This is a genomic window from Mogibacterium timidum ATCC 33093 (assembly GCF_000525775.1).
Lineage (GTDB): Bacteria > Bacillota > Clostridia > Peptostreptococcales > Anaerovoracaceae > Mogibacterium > Mogibacterium timidum.
On sequence record NZ_JALU01000024.1, the window covers coordinates 46478 to 68867 of the forward strand.

Consider the following 22390-nt stretch of genomic DNA (forward strand, 5'->3'; position numbering starts at 1 on the left):
TGAACTTCCCAGATATACAGCAATTCTTTAATTTAAAACTAAAATGAATTGTAAGCTTTAATAGGCTGGATTATACTGATAAAAAGGGACGCTGAAAATACTAGAATTAAGTAAGGAGCATACTATGTCACCTGACCCCGTGAGTTGGCCCATATACATACTGATACTGCTGATAGTGATGGTTTCCAACGGATTGGTATCCGCTGCGCTCAATGCGCTCGACTCTGTCGACAGGAACAAGCTCAACGAGATAGAAGAAGACGATCCGAACAACAAAAGAGCAGAACTCGTCCATAGCTATATTAAAAAGCCATCCAGATATCACTATCCAGACAGGCTGTTTATGTATTCGATGTCCATCGTTGCTATCGTGATATTTAATTTCGGATTCTGCTTCAAGCTCTACTCGTATCGGTTATTGCCAATCGCAGCCAATGTGATATTTGCGATATTTTACATCGCCTGGGCGGATATATTGCCTAAGAAGCTTTCCGCACAAGCTGCGGAGGCGTATGCGCTTAGGCTCGCAAGGCTGCAGCGAGTTATCTGCATAGTGCTGCTGCCTATAACCAAGCTTTGTGTCGGTATTGCCAACATCATTCTTCTCATTCTAAGAAAGGATCTCGATGTTGATGACGCGCAGTTTTCCGAGGACCACGTCAGATCGATGCTCGACAAGGGACAGGAAAGCGGTGAACTCAAGGAAGAGGGCAGGCGTATGATTGACTCTATTTTCGAGTTTGATGATCTGCTAGCCTACGAGATCATGACGCCAAGAACGGATGTCTTCATGATTGACCTCGAGGATGATAAAGACGAATACTTTGAAGAGCTGATGGAGCTCCGACATTCCAGAATACCTGTCTGCGAGGGTGACACGGACAATATCATAGGTATTCTCCATATCAAGGACTATCTACTCAAGGGTGCAACTGACGGCTTTGACAGCATCGATATCAAGGAGATACTCAGAGCCCCTTACCTTGTGCCTGAGACAAAAAATATCGACTCACTGTTCGTCGAGCTTCAAAAGACAAAGCAGCATTTATCTATACTTATAGATGAATACGGCGGCTTTAGCGGAATCGTCTCGATCGAGGATATCATCGAGCAGATTGTCGGAGACATTGACGATGAGTTCGATGATGAGGATCGTATAATCGAGAAGGTTTCGGATAACGAGTATATTGTGGATGGAAATGTGTATTTGGATGACCTCGATGAAGAGACCGGAATTGAACTTGAATCAGAGAACAGCGAAACTGTCGGTGGATTTATCATCGATTACATCGGTGAGATTCCTAAGGAGAATTCAACATATAAGCCGATCCGCTATGAGAATATCATTTTTCAGATATTGGAGGTTAAGGATAGACGCATTGAGAAGGTGCGCATCTCTATAGATGAAACAGATACAGAGATTGAAAAAGGAGATGATTCTGATGAGTAATATCGATACGAGCAGCGGCAATATCATGATTGAGGATCAGGTGATTGTCGGTTATGTCACGGAAGAAGTTCAGAAAATTGAAGGCGTAAGTCGCATGCTTTCCAGTATCTCGGATAGCTTTTCAAAGAATATACTCGGCAGAGACAGCGGTATGAATGGCGTTCGTATCACTCGCGACGGCAACAACATCACGATTAACATTCATATAATCGTGTACTACGGCATAAATATTCCCAAGATTTCGTATGAAATTCAGGGCGCTGTAAAGCAAACAGTAGAGGAATACACGGGGCTTACCGTAGACGCAGTTAATATCGGGATTGAAGGCATCGATCGGGAGAAATAGCTTTAATGAACAGAAGAATAATAAGAGAAAATATAATGCAGCTCGTATACCAGATGGACGTCTCGGATAACTTCGATTACGAAAAGCATAGCTGTGTTGAGGAGGCCGAAAAGGCGCTTAGACAGAAGCAAGCGATAGAGACCCTTGAAGCGATTCGCGACCACATCGCAGACATCGACCGCCTTATCGCCGATAACATCGACCACTGGGATATCAAGAGATTGCCTAAAGCTGACCTGGCGATACTCAGAACAGCACTCGCAGAGATGATTTATATCAATACGATTCCTGCAAATGTCTCCATCAACGAGGCGGTAGAGCTCGGCAAGACATATGGTGACGACCGTTCTTACGCTTTTATTAATTCCGTGCTCGGTAAGATCAACAGGCAGTTACATGAACAACGGCAGATATAGTCTAGGCATTGACACATCAAACTACAAAACGTCTGTCGCGGTGACAGATGAAAAGAACAATATAATATTTAGTAAATCTGAATTTCTGGAGGTTGAGCATGGCGCGCGCGGACTCAGACAGTCTGTCGCTTTCTTTAAGCACGTTAATGTTCTGCCTTCATTTATTGATGACGCACTTTCCGCTGTTAATCCTGATGAGATTGGCTGCATTGCTGTATCTGAAGCTCCACGCCGATTAGCCGGATCATATATGCCGGTATTCGCGGCAGGAGTGGACGCGGCCAGACTTATAAGCTCCAGCCTTCAGATACCGCTGTTCAAATTTTCTCATCAGGAAGGTCATGTGTCTGCTGTGCTTCATTCTTTTCCTGATGAGAGATTAGATGGTAAAATACTATTTTTTCATCTTAGCGGAGGTACTACTGAGGCGCTGCTGACAGAAATCGAAGACTCACACTACAACCTGCAGATAATCGGAGGAACCAGAGATATAAGTGTCGGTCAGCTTCTGGATAGGACAGGTGTTGCACTCGGCTATGATTTTCCGGCAGGAAGATATCTGGATAATCTGTCATGTGACAGAGGCTATGACGGTTCAAGACTGCTAAGCAAAATCAAAGTGACAGACGGCTGGTTCAATCTGTCAGGTACAGAGTTTCAGGTTATGAAGTCCATTGCGGATTCTGGCGACGAAGTCGTGCCCGAATTGCTGGAGCGGATAAGCATCCTTCTCTGTGATGCCGCGTGCATGCTTGCCGATAAATTTGCAATCGACAGAGTCTATATGGCCGGAGGAGTTTCCTCCAGTCAATATTTTAGAATGAGGAGTAGAGCTTTAAATGCTCACGAGAGATTTGAAATGCGCTTTGGGCTTCCCGAATTATCCGGTGATAATGCTGTAGGCATTGCATTGCTCGGAGGAAGGGCATTGTGCGAGAAGGGGAATAGATGAATCCATTTTCAATAACACAATTTAACGAATACGTAGCGAGGAAACTTAACAGCGACATCAACCTCAGAAACATCCCCTTGACAGGTGAGGTTTCCGGAGTTTCGATGAGCAATGGACACATGTATTTTTCCCTAAAGGACGAAAACAGTGTTCTGCGTGCAGTCGTATGGAGAAACAATATTTCTAGAATCGACACATCACTTATCACAAATGGTAGTAAAATAGTTGCGTTAGGCGACATGAGTGCCTATGCCCGCGGAGGCAGCTACTCTTTCTCTGTTCGCATGGTCGAAAGCTTCGGAGAAGGTGATCTTGCAAAGGAATACAACAGAGTCAAGAAACTCCTCGAATCAGAAGGTCTGTTCTCCCGAGAGCACAAGAAGCAAATTCCCCAATTTGCTAAACGCATCGGAGTTGTAACATCTGATACAGGAGCTGCCGTAGAGGATATCAAGAAGATCATTACCGACAAAAACGATTACGCTGATATTCTTATATTTCCAACACTCGTGCAGGGTATTGGTGCACCGGCCAGCATTATCAGCAGCATTAAATTAGCTAACGAGATCAGCCTCGGCGGCACGAAGATAGATGTGCTTATAGTCGGACGTGGTGGTGGTTCCGCTGAAGATCTTGCCGCTTTTAACGATGAAGGTGTTGCAAGGGCTATATTTGCATCAGAGATTCCCGTCATCAGCGCTGTCGGCCATGAGTCGGATGTATCTATCTCCGATTGGGTCGCTGATGCAAGAGCAGAGACACCTACTGCCGCAGCCGATATGGCTGCAATCAACACGTTTGAACTTCGAGAGCAGATTGAACACAATAAGCTCGAGCTCAGAAAATCGATCGACTACAAGATCAAAACTGAACGCAACAACATCAAGCTTCAGAGAGATCACCTCGTGCACGTCATGAACAGCAAAATTCGCGAGATGAGATTAAGCGTGGATAAGGCGGTTATAACCCTTAATGCAAACAATCCGAGAAATATTCTCAACAAGGGATACTCACTGGTGACCAAGGATGGGCAAGTGGTCGGAGAAGCGGCAAAGATCGCTATAGGAGAGATTTATACGGTAACGATGACCGATGGCTCTTTTGAAGCCGAAGCTATCGGTAAAACACAAATTTAAGGCAAATACATACTCGAATTCATGAGGTGAGAGAAAAATGACACAAGCAACAGAAAAGACATTTATGGAGGCTTACCGGAGCTTAGTAGACGCTGCAACCAACATAACCAAACAGACCACGTCCATAGACGATTCTCTCAGACTGTTTGATGAGGGTATGAAGGATGCAGAGCGCTGCACCAAGATGCTCGACGAAGCGGAACAAAAAATCGAAATTTACACCAAGGAAGGCAAGTAGAGGTCACCATGCACAGTTACGATGAATATAAAGCGATAATAGAACAGCATCTGCTAGACTACATTCCGAAAATTGATATCAAAGCCAGAACGCTTTTCGATTCTATGAAATACAGCGTGATGAGCGGCGGTAAAAGACTGCGCCCTGTTATGCTTCTCGCTGCATGTGAGTTTTCAGGCGGAGACATCTACGAGGCTCTGCCATTCGCTTGCGCTCTTGAATACATACACACTTATTCTCTAATCCATGACGACCTGCCGGCGATGGATAACGACGACCTTCGCAGGGGGAATCCAACTAACCACAAGGTATTTGGCGAGGATATCGCTGTTCTCGGGGGAGATGCTCTGCTCAACACTGCTATGGAAGTGATGTTCAGAGATTTAACTTACTTCTTCGATGACTCAGAGAAGCTCAAGCGTCACAGCTGTGCCGGTCTCACCATTGCAAAGGCGGCTGGTGTTACCGGCATGATTGCAGGCCAGGTGGTAGATGTAGAGAACGGCATGGATGATTGCTCACAGGAGTTCGTTGACTTCATCGAGGAAAACAAAACAGGAGCTCTTATTGCTGCACCTGTTATTGCCGGCTTGGGAATCGGAGGGGCGGACAAAGAAATGATAGATGCATTCACAGTATATTCCAGATGCATCGGCAAAGCATTTCAGATCTCAGATGACATATTGGATATGACCGGCTCAGTTGACGAACTGGGCAAGACTCCCGGCAAGGACTCGCATCATGAAAGGGCTAATTTTGCCTTAGTCAACGGAATTGACAGCGCTCGGGCTGAACTTCACACGCTCACGATGTCGGCAATTGAGTCTATTGAGAAATACGAGTCACCCGATAAAAAATTCTTTACAGATCTGGCAATTAAGCTAGAAAAAAGGAGAGCTTGATGAAATACGATCTTGAACATGAAGATCTAATATCAATAATTAAGAATACAGACGAGCACGACTTAGGTGATCTCTGCCATGATATCAGAGAGTTTTTGATACAGAAAATCTCTAGGACAGGCGGCCATCTCGCATCAAATCTCGGTGTTGTTGAACTAACGATAGCGATGCACAAGGCGTACGACAGCCCTAATGACAAGCTTATTTACGATGTCGGACATCAGACCTACGTGCACAAGATTATAACAGGTCGAGCAGGCGAATTCGACACACTGCGCAAGTTCAAGGGGCTCAGCGGATTCCCTAAATCCTATGAAAGCGTGCACGACGCATATGATACCGGTCACAGCAGCACTTCTCTAGGTGCGGCAGCTGGGTATGCAGTCGCTCGTGACCTCCGAGGCGAGGATAATAATGTAGTAGCTCTAATCGGAGACGGTGCGATGACTGGAGGACTCGTGTATGAGGCTCTCAACAACATCGGCTCGAGCAGACTCAATATCAAAATTATCCTTAATGATAACGGTATGTCTATTGCCCACAACGTCGGTGCCATGTCCAAGCACCTGCAAAGACTTCGCAGCTCGTCAAACTATATCAACGCTAAGAAATCCATCCGCACTTCGCTCGATAATGTTCCGTTAATAGGCAAATCTATTTCGAAGGGAATCAGCAGGACTAAGTCGAGGATTAAACTGTCAGTGCTCGACCAGCAGGGAATTATCTTTGAAGAGCTGGGTATCAAGTATATCGGTCCGGTTGACGGATATGATATTCCTAAACTTCTGGGGGCATTCAGAGCCGCAAATGCAGTTGACGGTCCTACGCTCGTGCACGTAATAACCAAGAAGGGACAAGGTTACTCTTGGTCTGAAAAATACCCGAGGAAGTTCCACGGAGTTGGTCCGTTCAATATAAGTAACGGTAATTTATTATCGTCTGATTGCGTTTCAAAGCCGGTTTCGTTCTCTGAAGTTTTCGGCAACAAGCTGCTCGATCTGGCCAGACAGGATGACAGAATAGTGGCCATAACCGCTGCAATGGGAACGGCTACAGGACTGGGCCCATTTTACGAAGCCTTTCCGGATAGATTCTTTGATGTCGGAATTGCCGAACAGCATGCAGTCCTCTTCGCTGCCGGCCTTGCTAAGGCGGGGATGATCCCTGTTGCACCGATTTATTCATCCTTTCTGCAGAGAGCCTACGATCAGCTAATCGAGGATGTCTGTATCCAGAACCAACACGTTATCTTTGGAGTAGATAGAGCCGGCTTAGTCGGAGCGGACGGAGAAACACACCATGGAGCTTTTGATTTGAGCTATCTATCAAGCATTCCTAACATGACAGTCTTGGCTCCTGCGGATGGAACGCAGCTTGAAGAAATGCTCGATTACGCTATAAATGAAATGAATTCTCCAGTAGCAATACGCTACCCCAGAGGATCGTCGAAGTTTAAACACCTCAAGCTAAGGCCATTTGCGGGAAAAAACATCGGGCTGTCCAAGGGCAGTGACGTCACAATTCTTGCTGTCGGCAGCATGCTAGATACAGCACTTGAAGCTGCAAGAGCACTTATGGCAGAGGGATACAGCGTGGGCGTGACGAGCATCGGAGTGGTAGCTCCATTTGAAGAAGCTTTAACGGAAATCAACACCGAGCTGGTTGTAACCATCGAGGACAATATGAAGCGAGGCGGATTTGGAGAGAACTTTGCCGCTGCCGCAATTACTTGCGGTCACAGCTACGGAGTTATCAATATAGCTATTCCTGATGAATTTGTAGGACATGGATCTATTGAACAGCTGCGAGATGAGTGCGGCATGATGCCGGACGATATTGTGAAAGGAGCAATTGAGTATTTTGAAAGAAAGGCTTGATGTCATACTTGTAAATAAAGGACTGGCTCCTTCCAGAGACAATGCCAAGAGGACCATTATGGCCGGCCTCGTTACTGTAGATGGAGTAGTTGAGACCAAATCGGGTCAGAAGTTCAACGTTGACAGTGAGTTCGCAGTCAAGGAGAAGCTGCTTAAATACGTGAGCCGCGGCGGGATCAAGCTCGAAAAGGCAATTGATTCGTTTGGAATTGATCTTGCAAATTGCTATACTGTCGATATGGGCGCGTCAACGGGCGGATTTACCGATTGCATGCTTATGAATGGTGCAGTAAAGGTCTATGCCTTGGATGTTGGATACGGCCAGCTGGACTACAAGTTGAGAGTGGACTCTCGTGTAATCAACATGGAGAAGACCAATATCCGTTATCTGGATATGAATCTGATAGCGAAGCCCATCGACTTCATTTCGATCGATGTTTCGTTCATCTCACTGAGACATATGTTTCCGGTTGCATCTGCCTTGCTGAAGGATGACGGGGCTGTTATGTGCCTTATCAAACCGCAGTTTGAAGCCGGCAGGGAACAGGTTGGGAAGAAGGGAATCGTAAGAGACGACAGAGTACATTTAGATGTTATAGAGAAGGTTATCGGGTATGCTGCACTTGAGGGATTATATCCGCATGGCTTGGATTATTCCCCGGTCAAGGGCACAAAAGGCAATATCGAATATTTGCTATATCTCAAGAAGAGCGAATCAGACTCGGACATTTCACCACGGGAAGTCGTCGCAAGAGCGCATAGCGAATTAGACGATTAGAATTTATAGGGGGATTAGCGTCATGGCACTATCACCGATGATGAAGCAATATTTTGCCATTAAAGAGCAATACAAGGACTGCCTGCTCATGTATAGACTGGGTGACTTCTATGAGCTCTTTTTTGACGATGCACTTACAACATCGAGAGAGCTGGAGTTGACTCTCACAGGCAGAAACTGTGGGCTTGAGGAGCGGGCTCCAATGTGTGGAGTTCCATTTCATGCAGCAAACTCCTATATAGCGAAGCTCGTGTCCAAGGGATACAAAGTAGCAATTTGCGAACAGATTGAGGATCCCAAGGAAGCTAAGGGGATTGTTAATAGAGAGGTTATCAGAATTATTACGCCGGGTACGATCGATATTGACGAGGCTACCAGTGCCAAGGACAATCTATATCTTGCATCGATATATGTAAACGGCAGCTCCAGCGCAATTGCTTATGTCGACATCACAACCGGTGAATTTAATGCGCTTGAGATAAAGGATGACGGTGACTGTGAGCAGCTGATTGCGGAGCTTTCACGAATCGTACCAAGGGAGATTATCTGCTACAGTAAAGACGCTTCAGCTTTTATTGACAGATATAGCAAAATGTCACCCGAAACTTATATAAATGAGATAGACGACTCATACTTCAAATATTCGTCTTGCGCCGACATTCTCAAGACCCAGTTTGGAGTCACGTCGCTTATCCCTCTGGATATACAGGACAGACGGGAGATAACCATTTCAGCCGGAGCGCTGCTGCTCTATCTGATGGAGACCGAGAAGCAGGCTTCGCCTCAGATTAAGCATCTCAATATTAAGGAATCTGACTCCGGCATGGTACTTGATCGTTCAACCATGCGAAACCTGGAACTGCTCGAGACTCAATACAACCATAGTCAAAAGGGCTCTCTTCTCGGCGTGATAGACAAGACGCATACCGCTATGGGAGGAAGACTTATTAGGAGATTTATCAAGGAGCCTCTCAACAATTCCAATGCTATCAACAAGCGACTCGATGCTGTCGAAGTGCTTGTTGATCTGCCTCTCAACAGAGCAAACATCGTAGCATCGCTCAAACACGTCTACGATTTTGAACGCCTTACTGCCAGAATCGCCAGCATGAGGGCTAACGGGAAGGACATGGTGGCACTCAAGACGACGCTTCACGAACTCCCCGCCATCAAGGATGAACTGAAGCACATAGATGCGCCTCTTTTAAATGAAATCTTTTCATCACTCGATGATTTTTCGTCGTTAGAGGAGCTCATTGAGAACTCTATAGTGGATGAACCTCCGTTTACAATAACTGATGGGGACTTGATTAAGTCCGGATATTCAACCGACCTGGATAACCTCAAGCTGTCAATAAAGGATGCGAAGGCTTGGATAACAGGGCTAGAGGCTAAGGAAAAGGAAAGAACCGGCATCAAGAATCTAAAGGTGGGATTTAACAAGGTGTTCGGATACTATATTGATGTCAGCAAGTCCAATCTACCGCTTGTCCCGGATGATTACGTGCGCAAGCAGACGTTAGTCAACAATGAGCGTTACATAACTCCTGAGCTTAAGGAGAAGGAAAGTCTGGTCCTCTCAGCCGAGGCTAAGATCAACAGCTTGGAATACGAGATTTTCAAGGAGATCAGAGCTTCTATCGAGCCTTATATCGCGAGGCTGCAGAAAGCCTCAGCTTCTGTTGCGTTGCTCGATGTACTCACAGCTCTTGCAGCTGTAGCATCCCGGTACGGATACGTCAAGCCGGCGGTTGACGATTCAAATGTAATAGATATCAGAGAGGGTCGCCACCCTGCGGTTGAACAGATGATTGGAGAAGGACTCTTCGTTTCAAACAGCACCCTGCTCGATACCGTTTCCCGCAGCATGCTGATAATCACCGGACCTAATATGTCAGGCAAGTCTACGTATATGCGTCAGACAGCAATAATCGTGCTTATGGCTCAGCTGGGCTCTTTTGTACCTTGTGAGAGTGCTCACATCGGCGTTGTCGATAGGGTATTTACGCGTATAGGTGCTTCAGACAACCTTTCATATGGCCAGTCAACCTTTTACATTGAGATGAGTGAGCTAGCCAATATTCTGCGAAATGCAACTGATCGAAGCTTGATCATTCTCGACGAAATCGGACGGGGCACGAGTACCTTTGACGGGCTATCCATCGCCTGGGCTACAATAGAATATTTATCAAAACCGGGAAACTGCATCCGCACCATGTTTGCAACTCATTATCACGAACTGACTGTACTCGAGAGAAGGTTCGCCAATGTCAAAAATCTTTCCGTAGCAGTCAGCGAGCAGGGCAGCGATGTAGTGTTCCTGCACAAGATTTCTGAGCAACCGGCCAGCAAGAGCTACGGTATACATGTTGCTAAAATTGCAGGTGTTCCGGCGGAGATTAGAAGAAAGGCAAGCACCAAGCTGCGAGAGTTAGAATCGGATTCCGGCACATCTCCATTGACCAGTGATCAGATTTCTTTCTTTGGACAGAACTTTGAATCCTCGGAGGACGGTCGGTACGACGACGTAGTAGATGATATCAAGAGTATAGATCTCAATAATATCACCCCAATGGACGCAATGATTAAGCTCAAGGAACTTCAGCACAAGATAGAGGAGTTATAAATGATTAGAATTCTTGACGAATTTGTAGCAGATAAAATAGCTGCCGGCGAGGTTATCGAACGACCGCTCTCAATTGTAAAGGAACTTGTTGAAAATTCAATTGACGCCGGCTCCACACAGATAGTAATAGAGATCAGGAACGGCGGCAAATCATACATACGCGTAACTGACAACGGCTCGGGCATTGAGAGCAACGAAGTCGAACTGGCTTTTGAGAGGCACGCTACAGGCAAAATCGCGACACTCGGCGACCTCAATCATATAAGCACATTAGGCTTCAGAGGGGAAGCTCTTGCCAGCATTACAGCGATATCCCGGCTCACAGTCTATACCAAGACAGAGGCTGATGAGATGGGAACAAAGCTCAAAATGCAGGGAGGTAATACCATAGGTGCCGAGAAGACAGGTATGAATACGGGAACCACTATGGTTATCGAAGATGTATTTTACAACACTCCTGCCAGACGAAAATTCATGAAGAGCGATGCTGCTGAAGCTACTGTAATCATAGATATGATACAGAAGCTGGCTATATACTATTCTCACATAGCTTTTAGACTCATTAACAACAAGCAAACAGTAATATCGACTCCTGGAAATGGCGATAAACTCACTACCATACAGTCGATTTATCCGACTTACCGAGAATTGATCGAAATACAGGGGGAATATACCCATGGCTTTATATCTGATCCGGGCAGTACGAAGAGCAATAAACGCGGTCAGATATTTTTTGTCAACGGCAGGTATATCAACAGTCCCACAATCGAAAAGGGTATAGCAAAAGGATATGGTGATAGAGTGTTTTCGGGTCATCCGACTGCAATCCTCTTCATTGAGGTTAACCCGGAAGATATAGACGTCAATATCCATCCAAACAAAAAAGAGGTAAAATTTCTGCACGAGGATGAAATTGTCAGGGATATAGCAGCTGCAATCTTAAGAGTTATCAGCTCTGAAAATGCAATTCCCGCAGCAATCGGCTCCAGGTCGGAGGATAAGGCTACAGCCAGTGCTGCTTTTACGTCAACCTACCTTGATGATGACCGGAAAAAAGTAACGGAAGGCGAAAGCACCCAGGTCGACATTCGGTCATTTCTTGCGAATAGAACTCGGGTCGCAGATAATGATGATAATTGCAAGTCTTACGGAGCAGACAAGAGCATGATTATTGACTCTTCGGAATATTCAAAGGTATCGGAAGCAGCCGAATCAAACAATATAAACGAAGAAATCATCTCCTCTGTTTCAGCTGATACTGTCGGTTCAAAAAACAACTCGCCCGAGGTATCAAAATCCAATGACACTGCTTCCGATAATGATATAATTAGTAAACGTATATCACTTAAGACTCCATCGGTAAGAGCCTTTGAATTCGATCAGCTTATTTACAAAGGGTACCTTTTCGATACATACATCATCATGCAATCGTCTGATGTCGCTTATCTGCTCGATCAGCACGCTGCACATGAACGAATTATGTACGAGAGATTTATCAATATGTACAACGAGGCGGAACACATCTCTCAGCCGATGCTGGTGCCATTCTCGATAGAGACATCCAGCGACGTGTATTCTGATGAACGCTTCTGGATGGATGATTTAACCAAGCTTGGATTTGATATCGACGACTTTGGAAATAATACTTTTATTATCAGAGGTATTCCGACATACATGGATAGAGGAGAGGCTGAGACGTTCCTGCGCACCTACATTGAGGACCCGGAATCACGATCTGAGAGGGGCAACACTGTTGTGGTTGATAAACTGATCATGAGGTCATGCAAAGCGGCTGTAAAGGGCAATAATCGCCTCAGTACACGAGAGATCAATGAGCTGCTCGAGCAGCTTTCAGGCTGTGTCAATCCATTCAGTTGCCCACACGGCCGACCTACCTTTATAAGGTTCACTCTATCTGAAATTTCACGCGCATTTAAGCGATAATGCGTTTACATAGAAGGGAAAGAAATATGACGACACTTAATGCGAAAAAGGTGTATATAATAGGGGGTCCGACAGCCGCCGGTAAGAGCGTGGTTGCTCTGTATCTCGCCAAGAGAATTCAGGGCGAAATCGTTAATTGCGATTCGGTTCAGCTGTATAAACACATGGATATCGGAAGTGCAAAGCCCTCCCTGAAGGATATGGCGGCAGCTCCACATCACCTTTACGGATTTGTAGATCCGGCACATGACATCACTGTCGCACAGTATCAGAAGCTGGCGTTCGAGCAGATTGATGAAATTATCTCGCGCGGCAAGACGCCGATAGTTGTAGGTGGAACGGGTTTATACCTCAATTCATTGATTTACAAGATGTCATTTGCTGCGAAGCCAATTAATCTCAAGAGACGTAGTGAACTCGAGCATCTGGCAGCTGAGCGAGGCAACGAATATCTGTTCGAACTGCTATCAGCAGTTGATCCTGAGGCAGCCGCACGGATTCATCCCAACAACCTGCGCAAGATTATCAGAGCGATAGAAGCTTACGAGCTTGGCTCAAAGCTGGAATCTATGGACAAGCTGGAGCCTAACACCGAGTATGACTTCAACATCAATATAATAAGCATGGACCGTAAATGGCTGTATACCCGCATCAACCGGCGCGTCGACAAGCTGATGGATGAAGGTCTTCTCAAGGAGGTCGAGCACCTGCTCGAGATGGGCTACAATCAGGATACGCCTGCTATGAAGGGAATCGGATATAAGGAGCTGATTTCATACCTGAACGGGGATATAACGCTGGATGAAGCCGTTAAAAACATCAAGACAAACACCAGGCACTATGCAAAACGTCAGCTAACTTGGTTCAAACGTTATCAAAACGCTCACTGGATAGAGATTCAGAGGGGTCAGACGGTCGGCAACATCGTCGACAACATCCTTGAGACTGGTAAATAACTGGGGAAGATATGGCTATCAATAAGACTACCGGGGACACCGTTCAAGGTGCCAAGCGGCTCAAAATTCACAACAAAAGCGACAAGCCTGACAATGTGATTGAGCGTGAAAATGAAATATACATGCAATGCGAGACCGTTGAACGGGAGCTGCCGAGTTTTCTGCGTTCATATTTTGTTTATTTGAAAGGCAATGTTCTCCCTATGTCGAGACTCGCATACCTCCACGATGTGCGATTTTTCTTTGATTATCTCATTGCAAACACATCGCTCACTGACGCCGACGTGCCAAAGGGAATTAAGCTCGAAGAGATTCAGCAGATTACCGCCATGGATGTAAATCTCTACATCGATTACTGCCGCAAGTACACGGTCGATGACGGAGACAAAATAATAATTTACGAGAACAACAACAAGACACTGGCTCGCAAGAAGTCCTCGATTTCCGTGATGTTCAAGCAGCTATACCGAGACGGATTCCTCGAAGCCAATATTACAGATGGATTCGACCCCATAAGAGTTCCCAAGCCGGGCGAGCGTGAAATCAAGGCTCTGCAAGATGATGAGGTAATGGTCATGCTCGATGCAGTAACTACAGGTTCGCATCTCACGCCACATGAACGCAAATACTGGGAGAAGACAAGGCTAAGAGACAAGGCGATTTTAATGCTTTTTCTGACCTACGGACTCAGGCTTTCCGAGCTGCAGCAGCTCAACATATCTTCATTCAACTTTTCGCGTGGCGAATTTACCATTTATCGCAAGCGAGGTAAGGAATCCAAGATGCCGATCAACAGCTCGATCCAGCTGACACTTCAGGATTACCTAGGCAACGAGCGAAGTACCATAGCCGAGGAGTCCGAAGTGGACGAAGACGCGCTATTCCTGTCTTTGCAGGGAAGACGTATGACCGCGAGAGCAATACGTGAGCTTGTAAAAAAATATACGGCTATTGCGCTTAACACGACTAAACACAACGGCTACAGTCCACACAAGCTTCGTGCAACTGCAGCTACCAGCCTTATCGGACGCGGCAATTCAATCTACGACGTGCAGGCGCTGCTTGATCACGAACAGGTTACCACTACACAGCTCTACGCTTCCCACAAAATGAATGTCAAGCGAGAGCTGGTCAAGGATATGGAATGGGAACTGGAGAGAAAGGACAACGACTGATGACAAGCTATAACAAGCATCTAATTAAAGACTTTGGCATTAAGCCGGAGGTTCTGGAATTGATAGACAAGGCGGAAGCCAAGCTAAAGGACAAGTTCGATACACTTGAGGATATATGCGCTATTAACCAGCTTAAGGTGCTGAACGCATTTCAGGAGAATAACATCAGCGACACTCACTTTAGTTGGAACACCGGCTACGGATATGATGACGCCGGCCGTAATGCTGTAGAAAATGTATATGCGAGCATTTTCAACACGGAGTCAGCTCTTGTAAGACCTAACATCGTAAATGGGACACACGCTCTGTCGACGACTCTTTTTGGACTTCTCAAGCCCGGCGAAGAGCTGATATATGTAACCGGCAGGCCATATGATACTTTGCAAACCGTAATCGGTATTAACGAACACGAATACATGGGCACTCTGACCGACTATAGTATCCAATACAGCGAAGTTGCGCTAAATGGTGATCTCGATGTCGATCTCGAGGCCATCAAGGCTGCGCTTCACGACAATACAAGAGTTATAGCAATGCAGCGTTCGACAGGCTACGACTGGAGACCTGCTATCACACTCGATAGTATTCGCAAGGTCACAAAATTGATACATGAAATTCGTCCTGACATCATCGTCATGGTCGATAATTGTTATGGAGAGTTCGTAAGTGAGGAAGAGCCGACAGACTTCGGTGTTGACGTCATCGCAGGATCACTTATCAAGAATCCTGGTGGCGGCCTCGCACTTTCCGGCGGATATATCTGCGGAAGGAGAGAGCTCGTTGAGCGAATTTCGTACAGACTCACGTGTCCAGGTATAGGGGCGGAATGCGGACTTACTTTTGGGCAGAACAGGGCTGTATTACAGGGAATATTCCTCGCTCCAAAGGTCGTAAATGCAGCTCTTCGCGGTGCTATGCTGTGCGGTACGGTGTACGACATGCTCGGATATGAGGTATGTCCACCGGTGACGGCTGAAAGAAGCGATATCGTAGAGGCCATCAAATTCAACGATCCTGATCTCGCTATCACATTTATCCAGGCTATCCAGTCCGCAGCACCTATTGATGCCTATGTTACGCCAATCCCTTGGGATATGCCCGGTTACGACGAGCAGGTCATAATGGCCGCCGGCGCATTCGTACAGGGATCATCAATAGAGCTCAGCGCCGATGCGCCTCTGCGTGAACCGTACATAGCCTACTATCAGGGCGGGCTTACTTACGAACACGCTAGATTCGGTATCATCAAGAGCTTGCAGCAGTTAGTGGATAAGGGCTTAATCGATGTCAAGAAAGCACAGAAAAATATCTGAATACAGAGAACACATGCGAGAGACCAAGGAGAGTTGGCGCCTGTTCAAGGAAGACGTGCACGTCAACGTTCAGAATTCAACCTTTAAGAACCGTGTAATCGCTCTCCTCAAGCTCTTCGTGCTTATTTTTATAATGATAGGGCTTCCAATCATCTTATTTCTGATGTTCAGGAATACATTGTTTAATAAAGATTATCTGTTAAATATTCCAAATAAGCTTGAAGATTTTAAGACTTTTGCTTTCATTCCGCTGATTATCTTGCAAATAGTTCAGATTATCGTCTGTTTTATTCCCGGGCAGCCGATACAGTTTGCTTCCAGTTATTTGTACGGAATACTTGGTGGATATTTGATATCTATTATCGGAGCACTTATCGGTTCGACGATCACTTATTTTCTCGCCAGATTCCTCGGAAACGAATCGCTTCACCTCATATTTGGAGAGCAGAAGGTAAGCTCATATGTGCGCAAGCTCAACAGCAAACGCTCTTATATGCTTATCTTCCTTATATACCTGATTCCGGGTATTCCAAAGGACTTCGTAAGTTATGTAGCCGGAGTTTCTAATATAAGACTGCGTCCATTTCTTGTTCTTTCGACACTGGGAAGGACTCCTGGAATTATCGAAAGCCTGTTATTTGGTGCTTTTTTAGCCGATAAGAACTACATTGGTCTTGTAATAGTTGTCGCAGTAAGTCTTTCTATCCTTTGGTTCTGTATTACAAGGCGAGAAGCGATTATGAATTTAATAGGTTCATACGAAGATACTACCGATGATAACTGATTAGAAGTCTAAAACGGTGTACACCGTATAACGGATGACACCGAGATTGTTGCATTTATATTGTAAATTCATAATAAAAAGGAAAATATTATGTCGAAAAAGGACAAAATAGAAAAGACTAATGCGATGAGACAGCTTGATAGCGTCGGCATTGAACACGCAATAGGAGAATATGAATATGACGAGACAGAACTCTCCGGAGAGCATGCAGCTGAAGCGCTTGGCATATCAAAAGACGAAATTTTCAAGACACTCGTGACGAGGTCAAACACCGGAGATTACTTCGTGTTTGTAGTTCCGGTAGCTTCTGAGCTCAATCTTAAAAAGGCTGCATCAGCGGCCGGAGTAAAAAAGATAGAAATGATTCACGTCAAGGAACTTCTACCTCTTACAGGTTACGTACGAGGCGGTTGCTCACCGATAGGAATGAAGAAACCTTTTCCCACATTTATCGATGAAACAGCCATGCTATATGACAGGATTTACATTTCAGCAGGCAAAAGGGGAGCTCAGATAATTATTAACGGCGAAGTACTGGCTGATTTTATAGGAGCCTTATTAGTAGATATTACTGCGTAGAATGCGTAGAAAATATCGGTAAATGTAATAAAATTTAATATATACAGTCATAAAAGTGCTGCAATTACTGGACTGCAGCACTTTTTATTTTTTCAAACATTTGTTCGATTTTTTATTGACTTCTCCTGGGCATAGCGTTATACTATGAGTACTTCAAAAGAACATTTGTTCTTTTATTTAAAATATAAGGATTTGACTTTTAGCAAGTCTATCTGGGAGGATGTTATTATGAAGAAGAGATATAAGATTGTATCACCAGTTAGATTCTTTATTTTTGTTTTGATTGTTATCTTGAGTTTGACCGTGCTCGTATACAATTTGCTCGGTTTTGCAGCGACTGAAGCCGGCACGACAGATACATATAGACAAGTCGAGATTCATCAGAATGATACATTATGGTCAATTGCAGATAGATATTGTGGCAAGTCAATTGACCCTCGTACTGCTGTAGATAAGATATGTAATATAAACGGCATCAACGCATCTGATGTGCAGCCCGGGGATACCATTCTGGTTCCGGTAGAATCCTAATAGACGTCGTTATAAGCTATAAGATAAACTTGGATTTTTTGAGGCTTATATTTCGCTTTAGAGGCGTTTTTTTAGAAATTAGGGTATAGTTATCCACGTAATTTCTATATGGATAATCAGATTATGTACTATGTACATCTCAATTATTAATTAGGTATTGATACAGTGTTAATCACTTGTTGTCAAATACATAAAGCTCCATTTACACGGCTGCCGCAAGGCAGTCGCTTTCGAGCATTATATACTATTCCCAAAATTATGATTTTAGGAATAGTTATGCCTGTCTTGATCCCTTCTCTTCTAATCTAATGTGCCCACGCCCCTTAATTAATAAGACTTGGCACCATATATTCCTGTTGTTATCAGTGCTATTGGACCAACGTGTACTCCCAGATACGGACTTACTACCGCCCAGGTCGGCGGTAGTACCGCAACTAAGAGAGCAAGGGTTAACACCTCTCTGTGTTTACCCTTGCTGTTTTTATGATCAAATTCAACTCTTTTATTCATACAATATGTCTCTTTCCTACTATCTCATTGTGATATAGCCGTGATACGAAGTCATGTTGTCTGATCTGGCTATATCCGATAAGAAGATACCCGAGATTCCATACGACTTCTTGAGGTATGGGAAGTCTTGAGTTTCAGCCCATGCCGGCTTAGCCACCTTCTTGCTTGCGTTTTCAGTAGCTGTAACCCACGCAGACTGGCACGGAAACCACATCTCGACCAGGCGATCAAACTCACAATTATTTACTTCCTTGATAATCCTGCTGGATAGGCATCTTAAGCACTCATCCTGTTCGGTGTATGCCGGGATAAGCTCTTCCTTGATCCACTTGTCGCCTTCTTCCTGACTTATACCTTCAGGGTAACGAACCACGAACTGCCATCTGTAGTTAGGACCATCCTCAACCGTTCTGCCTTCCCCCTTGAAATCTTCTTCCCACCAAACTGGTACAAAAGCGAATATAAATGGAACTGTTCCAAGCTCCTCGTTCCCCTTCGTCGATCTGGCATCGTCACCTTCAAAGTTCTCTTCTTTTCCTTTTTCAATCAAGTGAGACTTTCCTTCATCAGGAATATTGTTCTGCCATACGAGTACGTCCTTAGGGAAGAACTCTGTCAGCGCCTTATGATGAACAAACTCTCTGATGTCATTTGGATTTGCCAGCCAGTAATGTTCAGTCATCTGCATCCTTACGGTTCCAAATCTCTCACCTCCCGGAGGTGTTGGAAGCGCCTGGTAGAATGCGTACTTAGATACATAAGGTCCAAACTGCGAAATGCTATCCGGAATGTGATATCTGTACAGCCAATTCTCAAGCTTTATTCTGTAATCTTCATGAGCCAAATCGACATAGATAAGGCTTCTAACTGGATAAAAATCAGGTCTCTTCATCGTGTTCTCTCCTCCTAATACGCCCCAAACTGCGTAAATTGCCAATCGCTTACAATCAATTAATTGATATCATTATTATAATTATAATAATATCTTTTCCAATTATCTTCTAAGCCGTTAATCATTTAAACGCAAACTGCTATTGGAAATTATATCCCGGTTCCTGCATTACTCGTGGCAAATCGCTCTTGATGCTTTGTCAGCAACCGGGTACCAAACCATAGCGATAATTAGCGTAGGGATGTAACATGGAATGAATCCAGCTACAACAGCAAACAAATACTCGCTCATTGTTCCGTGACCGGCAACAAATACTCCAAATGCAGTCATCACAAGATCAAGAATAACTACAAAGAATAGAGCAATAATCATATTTGCAAGTAGGCCGAACTTGAAGGTATTGTCCTCTGCGTGCTTACTTGCAAACTTAAACCCAATCATTCCAACTGGTAAGAAGTTAATAAAGAATGTCAGCACATAAGCTAGGCAAAAGCTTGGAATAAATCTTTCCATACTTAGGTTTCCACCGAGTGCAAGTGCAACGATTGTTACAACAATGCTCAATGGCAAATCCATAATTAGTGCATATACTGCTGTTAGTTTTTTACTCTTAGGCATAATCACCCCTCCATCCATCAAAGAAACTAATCAATAGTCCAAAATCGTTAAAATCAAAACGACCATGTTCGTTTATATTCTAAACAAACATGGTCGTTTTGTATAATTGAATATCGGGTATGCATTACATAACCGCGCTGTTATATTACATAGGCATATCAAAGGAAAGACTTGCAGTTTATTATAGGCCCTGCACCGCATCCTTTATTATCTGATAGAGCTCTCTCACCTCGTCATTAGTGCTGCTATTAATAATCGCTACACTTACATATTCAGCTTCAATAAGATCTAAAGCTCCTATATCCGCATCCTTTAGATATCCCGTATATTCGTCACAAATCGCAACACCAAGGTTATACCTGACGCAATTTACCATAGATTCAAAATTGTTTACGAACTGAATATTAGGCCGAATCCCGTACGGTTGCATAGATGTGTTGATACTCTTTACAATTGAATCGTCCATTATACTCCACGGTGCAAAGAATTTCTCATTTACGAAATCTTCAGGAGACAGCTCAGCCTTGGAAGCAATAGGATTATATTTACAATAAATGAGTTTTTTCCTCGCAGTCAAGATATTGCTGCTCTCTATCTCAGCAAATGAATCAAATGTACTCTTGAGAGAAATCGCAAGATTCACTTCATCAGTAAGGAGCATTGTCGACAGTTCCTTAGCTCCATAGTAATTAATGATGATATCGACATATCCATGAGAATCTCTGAATTCCTTAATCACTCTGGTGAGCCAGGGTGAAAAATCCCAGCCCTCAAGTATACCGACAGTTATAGTCTGACTCGTAACTCCCTCGAGCTCTGAGACCTCGTGCTTGATGTTTCCCATCTCTGCCTTGTATCTGCTAAAAAAATCATAATACCGCCTACCGGCCTCTGTAAGCTCAGTGCGCTTGTTATTTCTAATAAAGAGTTTAACCCCTAATTCCTTCTCCATAAGCGCAATCTGTTTAGAAATAGCGGGTTGAGAGACAAATAGCTCTTCCGAAGTCTTGGTAAAACTTGAGTTAGTAGCTACGGCCATAAAATAATCGATTTGAAGGTCATTCATGTCATTCATCGCCCTTTTACACACAAGTGATAACTTCAATTCATACAATGTACGCCTAGCCGCTACGTTCGTCAAGCAGCAGCTAGGCTTTTCTTCCTGGTGTTCCTAGTGATGGAATAATCTAAATCCTGTAAATGCCATTGCGATTCCGTACTTGTTGCACGACTCAATTACCAGGTCGTCACGAGTTGATCCGCCAGGCTGAGCAATATATGTTGCACCGCTCTCATGAGCTCTGTCAATATTGTCGCTAAATGGAAAAAACGCATCCGACGCAACAGAAACGCCGCTTATCGCAGAGAGGATTTTTTTCTTCTCCTCAATTGTAAATGGCTGTGGCTTTTCGCAGAAGAGTGTCTCCCACTCGATATCTCCACGTGACTCTGGCGTATCCTCCATAGCAATATATCTGTCGATAAAATTATCCTTATCAGGTCTCTTGACCCCCCTTTTGAATGGCAGATTCAGAACCATATCTGTCTGTCGCAGATGCCAGTTATCTGCCTTTGCTCCGGCAAGTCTGGTACAATGTACCCTCGACTGCTGTCCTGCTCCTACACCAATAGTCTGTCCATCAACAGCATATGCAACTGAATTGGACTGCGTGTATTTAAGCGCAATAAGGGCAATTACGAGATCCTCCTTTGCCTCCTCCGTAATATTCTTATTTTCCGTTACAACCTGCTCTAGGCACGACCTGTCAATCTTGATGTCGTTATGCTTCTGTTCAAAGGTTATCCCAAATACCTGTTTTGTCTCCACATCCGGAGCCTTGAAATCCGATTTAACCTTGAGAATAAGATAATTGCCCTTTTTCTTCTGCTTGAGAAGCTCAAGAGCTTCATCTGTAAATCCGGGTGCAATGATGCCATCAGAAACCTCGCGCTTGACGAGTCTTGCGCAGGTCTCATCGCACACATCGCTTAGTGCGATAAAATCTCCAAAAGATGACATTCTATCTGTACCTCTAGCTCTGGCGTAGGCAGTTGCAATTGGAGATTCATCGAGCCCGGGAACATCATCAACAAAGCAAGCCTTCTTAAGCCTATCGCTCATAACTCTGCCAACAGCTGCAGCGGACGGGCTAACATGCTTAAAGGACGCAGCAGCAGCCTTTCCTGTTGCTGCTTTGATTTCACTCACCAGCTGCCATCCGTTAAGTGCATCCAGCAGGTTGATATACCCGGGTCTGCCATTCAGAACCTCGAAAGGCAGCTCAGAACCATCTTCCATATATACAGAAGCCGGTTTCTGATTAGGATTACATCCATATTTTAGTTCGATATTTTTCATTAATTCCA

At 44.6% G+C, this 22390-nt stretch carries 22 protein-coding genes; 17 read left to right on the forward strand and 5 right to left on the reverse strand.

Annotated elements, in window-relative coordinates:
• Positions 1-124: 124 nt before the first annotated feature.
• From HMPREF0581_RS06500 to HMPREF0581_RS06580, 17 genes are all read left to right on the forward strand, one after another.
• Positions 125-1450: a hemolysin family protein gene (locus tag HMPREF0581_RS06500; protein WP_009644740.1), complete on the forward strand. Its 1326-nt coding sequence runs from the start codon at positions 125-127 to the stop codon at positions 1448-1450.
• Entirely contained in the window at positions 1443-1796 is a 354-nt protein-coding gene (locus tag HMPREF0581_RS08370; protein ID WP_009644697.1) for an Asp23/Gls24 family envelope stress response protein, read from the forward strand. Before HMPREF0581_RS06500 ends, HMPREF0581_RS08370 begins: the two co-directional genes overlap by 8 nt.
• Positions 1797-1801: 5 nt before the next feature.
• The gene (nusB, locus tag HMPREF0581_RS06510) at positions 1802-2212 is read left to right on the forward strand and encodes a transcription antitermination factor NusB (protein WP_009644823.1); all 411 of its coding nucleotides are present in this window, start codon (positions 1802-1804) and stop codon (positions 2210-2212) included.
• Positions 2193-3164 (forward strand): tRNA (adenosine(37)-N6)-threonylcarbamoyltransferase complex transferase subunit TsaD, encoded by a 972-nt coding sequence (locus tag HMPREF0581_RS08375; protein WP_051426962.1) that lies wholly within the window; start codon positions 2193-2195, stop codon positions 3162-3164. The genes nusB and HMPREF0581_RS08375 overlap by 20 nt, the downstream gene beginning before the upstream one ends.
• On the forward strand, positions 3161-4300 hold the full coding sequence (gene xseA / locus HMPREF0581_RS06520) for an exodeoxyribonuclease VII large subunit (protein ID WP_009644777.1): 1140 nt from the start codon (positions 3161-3163) through the stop codon (positions 4298-4300). Before HMPREF0581_RS08375 ends, xseA begins: the two co-directional genes overlap by 4 nt.
• A 37-nt stretch (positions 4301-4337) precedes the next feature.
• Complete coding sequence (gene xseB / locus HMPREF0581_RS06525) at positions 4338-4538, forward strand: exodeoxyribonuclease VII small subunit (RefSeq protein ID WP_009644792.1); 201 nt, start codon at positions 4338-4340, stop codon at positions 4536-4538.
• 8 nt (positions 4539-4546) lie between these two features.
• The gene (locus HMPREF0581_RS06530; protein WP_009644619.1) at positions 4547-5440 is read left to right on the forward strand and encodes a polyprenyl synthetase family protein; all 894 of its coding nucleotides are present in this window, start codon (positions 4547-4549) and stop codon (positions 5438-5440) included.
• The gene (gene dxs / locus HMPREF0581_RS06535) at positions 5440-7317 is read left to right on the forward strand and encodes a 1-deoxy-D-xylulose-5-phosphate synthase (RefSeq protein ID WP_036381518.1); all 1878 of its coding nucleotides are present in this window, start codon (positions 5440-5442) and stop codon (positions 7315-7317) included. The genes HMPREF0581_RS06530 and dxs overlap by 1 nt, the downstream gene beginning before the upstream one ends.
• Complete coding sequence (locus HMPREF0581_RS06540; RefSeq protein ID WP_036381521.1) at positions 7301-8095, forward strand: TlyA family RNA methyltransferase; 795 nt, start codon at positions 7301-7303, stop codon at positions 8093-8095. The genes dxs and HMPREF0581_RS06540 overlap by 17 nt, the downstream gene beginning before the upstream one ends.
• 22 nt (positions 8096-8117) lie before the next feature.
• The gene (gene mutS, locus HMPREF0581_RS06545) at positions 8118-10721 is read left to right on the forward strand and encodes a DNA mismatch repair protein MutS (protein WP_036381524.1); all 2604 of its coding nucleotides are present in this window, start codon (positions 8118-8120) and stop codon (positions 10719-10721) included.
• Positions 10722-12665: a DNA mismatch repair endonuclease MutL gene (mutL, locus tag HMPREF0581_RS06550; RefSeq protein ID WP_009644809.1), complete on the forward strand. Its 1944-nt coding sequence runs from the start codon at positions 10722-10724 to the stop codon at positions 12663-12665.
• 26 nt (positions 12666-12691) lie between these two features.
• Positions 12692-13621 carry a tRNA (adenosine(37)-N6)-dimethylallyltransferase MiaA gene (gene miaA / locus HMPREF0581_RS06555; protein WP_009644775.1) on the forward strand — a complete coding sequence of 310 codons (930 nt, stop codon included), beginning with the start codon at positions 12692-12694 and terminating at the stop codon, positions 13619-13621.
• 11 nt (positions 13622-13632) lie between these two features.
• Positions 13633-14796: a tyrosine-type recombinase/integrase gene (locus HMPREF0581_RS06560; protein WP_009644671.1), complete on the forward strand. Its 1164-nt coding sequence runs from the start codon at positions 13633-13635 to the stop codon at positions 14794-14796.
• The gene (locus tag HMPREF0581_RS06565) at positions 14796-16109 is read left to right on the forward strand and encodes a methionine gamma-lyase family protein (protein WP_036381526.1); all 1314 of its coding nucleotides are present in this window, start codon (positions 14796-14798) and stop codon (positions 16107-16109) included. The genes HMPREF0581_RS06560 and HMPREF0581_RS06565 overlap by 1 nt, the downstream gene beginning before the upstream one ends.
• A complete protein-coding gene (locus tag HMPREF0581_RS06570; RefSeq protein ID WP_036381529.1) occupies positions 16081-16893 on the forward strand; it encodes a TVP38/TMEM64 family protein in 813 nt (270 codons plus the stop codon). Before HMPREF0581_RS06565 ends, HMPREF0581_RS06570 begins: the two co-directional genes overlap by 29 nt.
• A 90-nt stretch (positions 16894-16983) precedes the next feature.
• Positions 16984-17472, forward strand: coding sequence for a Cys-tRNA(Pro) deacylase (gene ybaK / locus HMPREF0581_RS06575; RefSeq protein WP_009644759.1), 489 nt, complete (start codon positions 16984-16986; stop codon positions 17470-17472).
• A 228-nt stretch (positions 17473-17700) separates the two neighbouring features.
• Positions 17701-18003, forward strand: coding sequence for a LysM peptidoglycan-binding domain-containing protein (locus HMPREF0581_RS06580; RefSeq protein ID WP_009644686.1), 303 nt, complete (start codon positions 17701-17703; stop codon positions 18001-18003).
• A 327-nt stretch (positions 18004-18330) separates the two neighbouring features.
• Here HMPREF0581_RS06580 and HMPREF0581_RS06585 read toward each other — a convergent pair whose 3' ends face one another.
• From HMPREF0581_RS06585 to HMPREF0581_RS06605, 5 genes are all read right to left on the reverse strand, one after another.
• The gene (locus HMPREF0581_RS06585) at positions 18331-18513 is read right to left on the reverse strand and encodes a hypothetical protein (protein WP_036381532.1); all 183 of its coding nucleotides are present in this window, start codon (positions 18511-18513) and stop codon (positions 18331-18333) included.
• Between the two features lie 19 nt (positions 18514-18532).
• A complete protein-coding gene (locus HMPREF0581_RS06590) occupies positions 18533-19405 on the reverse strand; it encodes a hypothetical protein (protein WP_009644653.1) in 873 nt (290 codons plus the stop codon).
• A gap of 168 nt (positions 19406-19573) precedes the next feature.
• Positions 19574-20023, reverse strand: a complete 450-nt coding sequence (locus tag HMPREF0581_RS06595) for a hypothetical protein (protein WP_009644724.1) — start codon at positions 20021-20023, stop codon at positions 19574-19576.
• Between the two features lie 181 nt (positions 20024-20204).
• Entirely contained in the window at positions 20205-21089 is an 885-nt protein-coding gene (locus tag HMPREF0581_RS06600) for a LysR family transcriptional regulator (protein ID WP_169731150.1), read from the reverse strand.
• Positions 21090-21194: 105 nt separating this feature from the next.
• On the reverse strand, positions 21195-22382 hold the full coding sequence (locus tag HMPREF0581_RS06605; RefSeq protein ID WP_009644629.1) for a phosphoribosylaminoimidazolecarboxamide formyltransferase: 1188 nt from the start codon (positions 22380-22382) through the stop codon (positions 21195-21197).
• Positions 22383-22390: the final 8 nt, after the last annotated feature.

Bases quoted from the DNA above. Each gene is read 5' to 3' on its own strand.
- dxs (WP_036381518.1), top strand. From the start codon at position 5,440: ATGAAATACGATCTTGAACATGAAGATCTAATATCAATAATTAAGAAT.
- HMPREF0581_RS06590 (WP_009644653.1), bottom strand. From the start codon at position 19,405: ATGAAGAGACCTGATTTTTATCCAGTTAGAAGCCTTATCTATGTCGAT.
- ybaK (WP_009644759.1), top strand. From the start codon at position 16,984: ATGTCGAAAAAGGACAAAATAGAAAAGACTAATGCGATGAGACAGCTT.
- xseB (WP_009644792.1), top strand. From the start codon at position 4,338: ATGACACAAGCAACAGAAAAGACATTTATGGAGGCTTACCGGAGCTTA.
- HMPREF0581_RS08370 (WP_009644697.1), top strand. From the start codon at position 1,443: ATGAGTAATATCGATACGAGCAGCGGCAATATCATGATTGAGGATCAG.
- HMPREF0581_RS06580 (WP_009644686.1), top strand. From the start codon at position 17,701: ATGAAGAAGAGATATAAGATTGTATCACCAGTTAGATTCTTTATTTTT.
- miaA (WP_009644775.1), top strand. From the start codon at position 12,692: ATGACGACACTTAATGCGAAAAAGGTGTATATAATAGGGGGTCCGACA.
- HMPREF0581_RS06595 (WP_009644724.1), bottom strand. From the start codon at position 20,023: ATGCCTAAGAGTAAAAAACTAACAGCAGTATATGCACTAATTATGGAT.
- HMPREF0581_RS06565 (WP_036381526.1), top strand. From the start codon at position 14,796: ATGACAAGCTATAACAAGCATCTAATTAAAGACTTTGGCATTAAGCCG.
- xseA (WP_009644777.1), top strand. From the start codon at position 3,161: ATGAATCCATTTTCAATAACACAATTTAACGAATACGTAGCGAGGAAA.
- HMPREF0581_RS06570 (WP_036381529.1), top strand. From the start codon at position 16,081: ATGTCAAGAAAGCACAGAAAAATATCTGAATACAGAGAACACATGCGA.
- HMPREF0581_RS08375 (WP_051426962.1), top strand. From the start codon at position 2,193: ATGAACAACGGCAGATATAGTCTAGGCATTGACACATCAAACTACAAA.
- HMPREF0581_RS06605 (WP_009644629.1), bottom strand. From the start codon at position 22,382: ATGAAAAATATCGAACTAAAATATGGATGTAATCCTAATCAGAAACCG.
- HMPREF0581_RS06530 (WP_009644619.1), top strand. From the start codon at position 4,547: ATGCACAGTTACGATGAATATAAAGCGATAATAGAACAGCATCTGCTA.
- nusB (WP_009644823.1), top strand. From the start codon at position 1,802: ATGAACAGAAGAATAATAAGAGAAAATATAATGCAGCTCGTATACCAG.
- mutS (WP_036381524.1), top strand. From the start codon at position 8,118: ATGGCACTATCACCGATGATGAAGCAATATTTTGCCATTAAAGAGCAA.
- HMPREF0581_RS06600 (WP_169731150.1), bottom strand. From the start codon at position 21,089: ATGAATGACCTTCAAATCGATTATTTTATGGCCGTAGCTACTAACTCA.
- mutL (WP_009644809.1), top strand. From the start codon at position 10,722: ATGATTAGAATTCTTGACGAATTTGTAGCAGATAAAATAGCTGCCGGC.
- HMPREF0581_RS06560 (WP_009644671.1), top strand. From the start codon at position 13,633: ATGGCTATCAATAAGACTACCGGGGACACCGTTCAAGGTGCCAAGCGG.
- HMPREF0581_RS06500 (WP_009644740.1), top strand. From the start codon at position 125: ATGTCACCTGACCCCGTGAGTTGGCCCATATACATACTGATACTGCTG.
- HMPREF0581_RS06585 (WP_036381532.1), bottom strand. From the start codon at position 18,513: ATGAATAAAAGAGTTGAATTTGATCATAAAAACAGCAAGGGTAAACAC.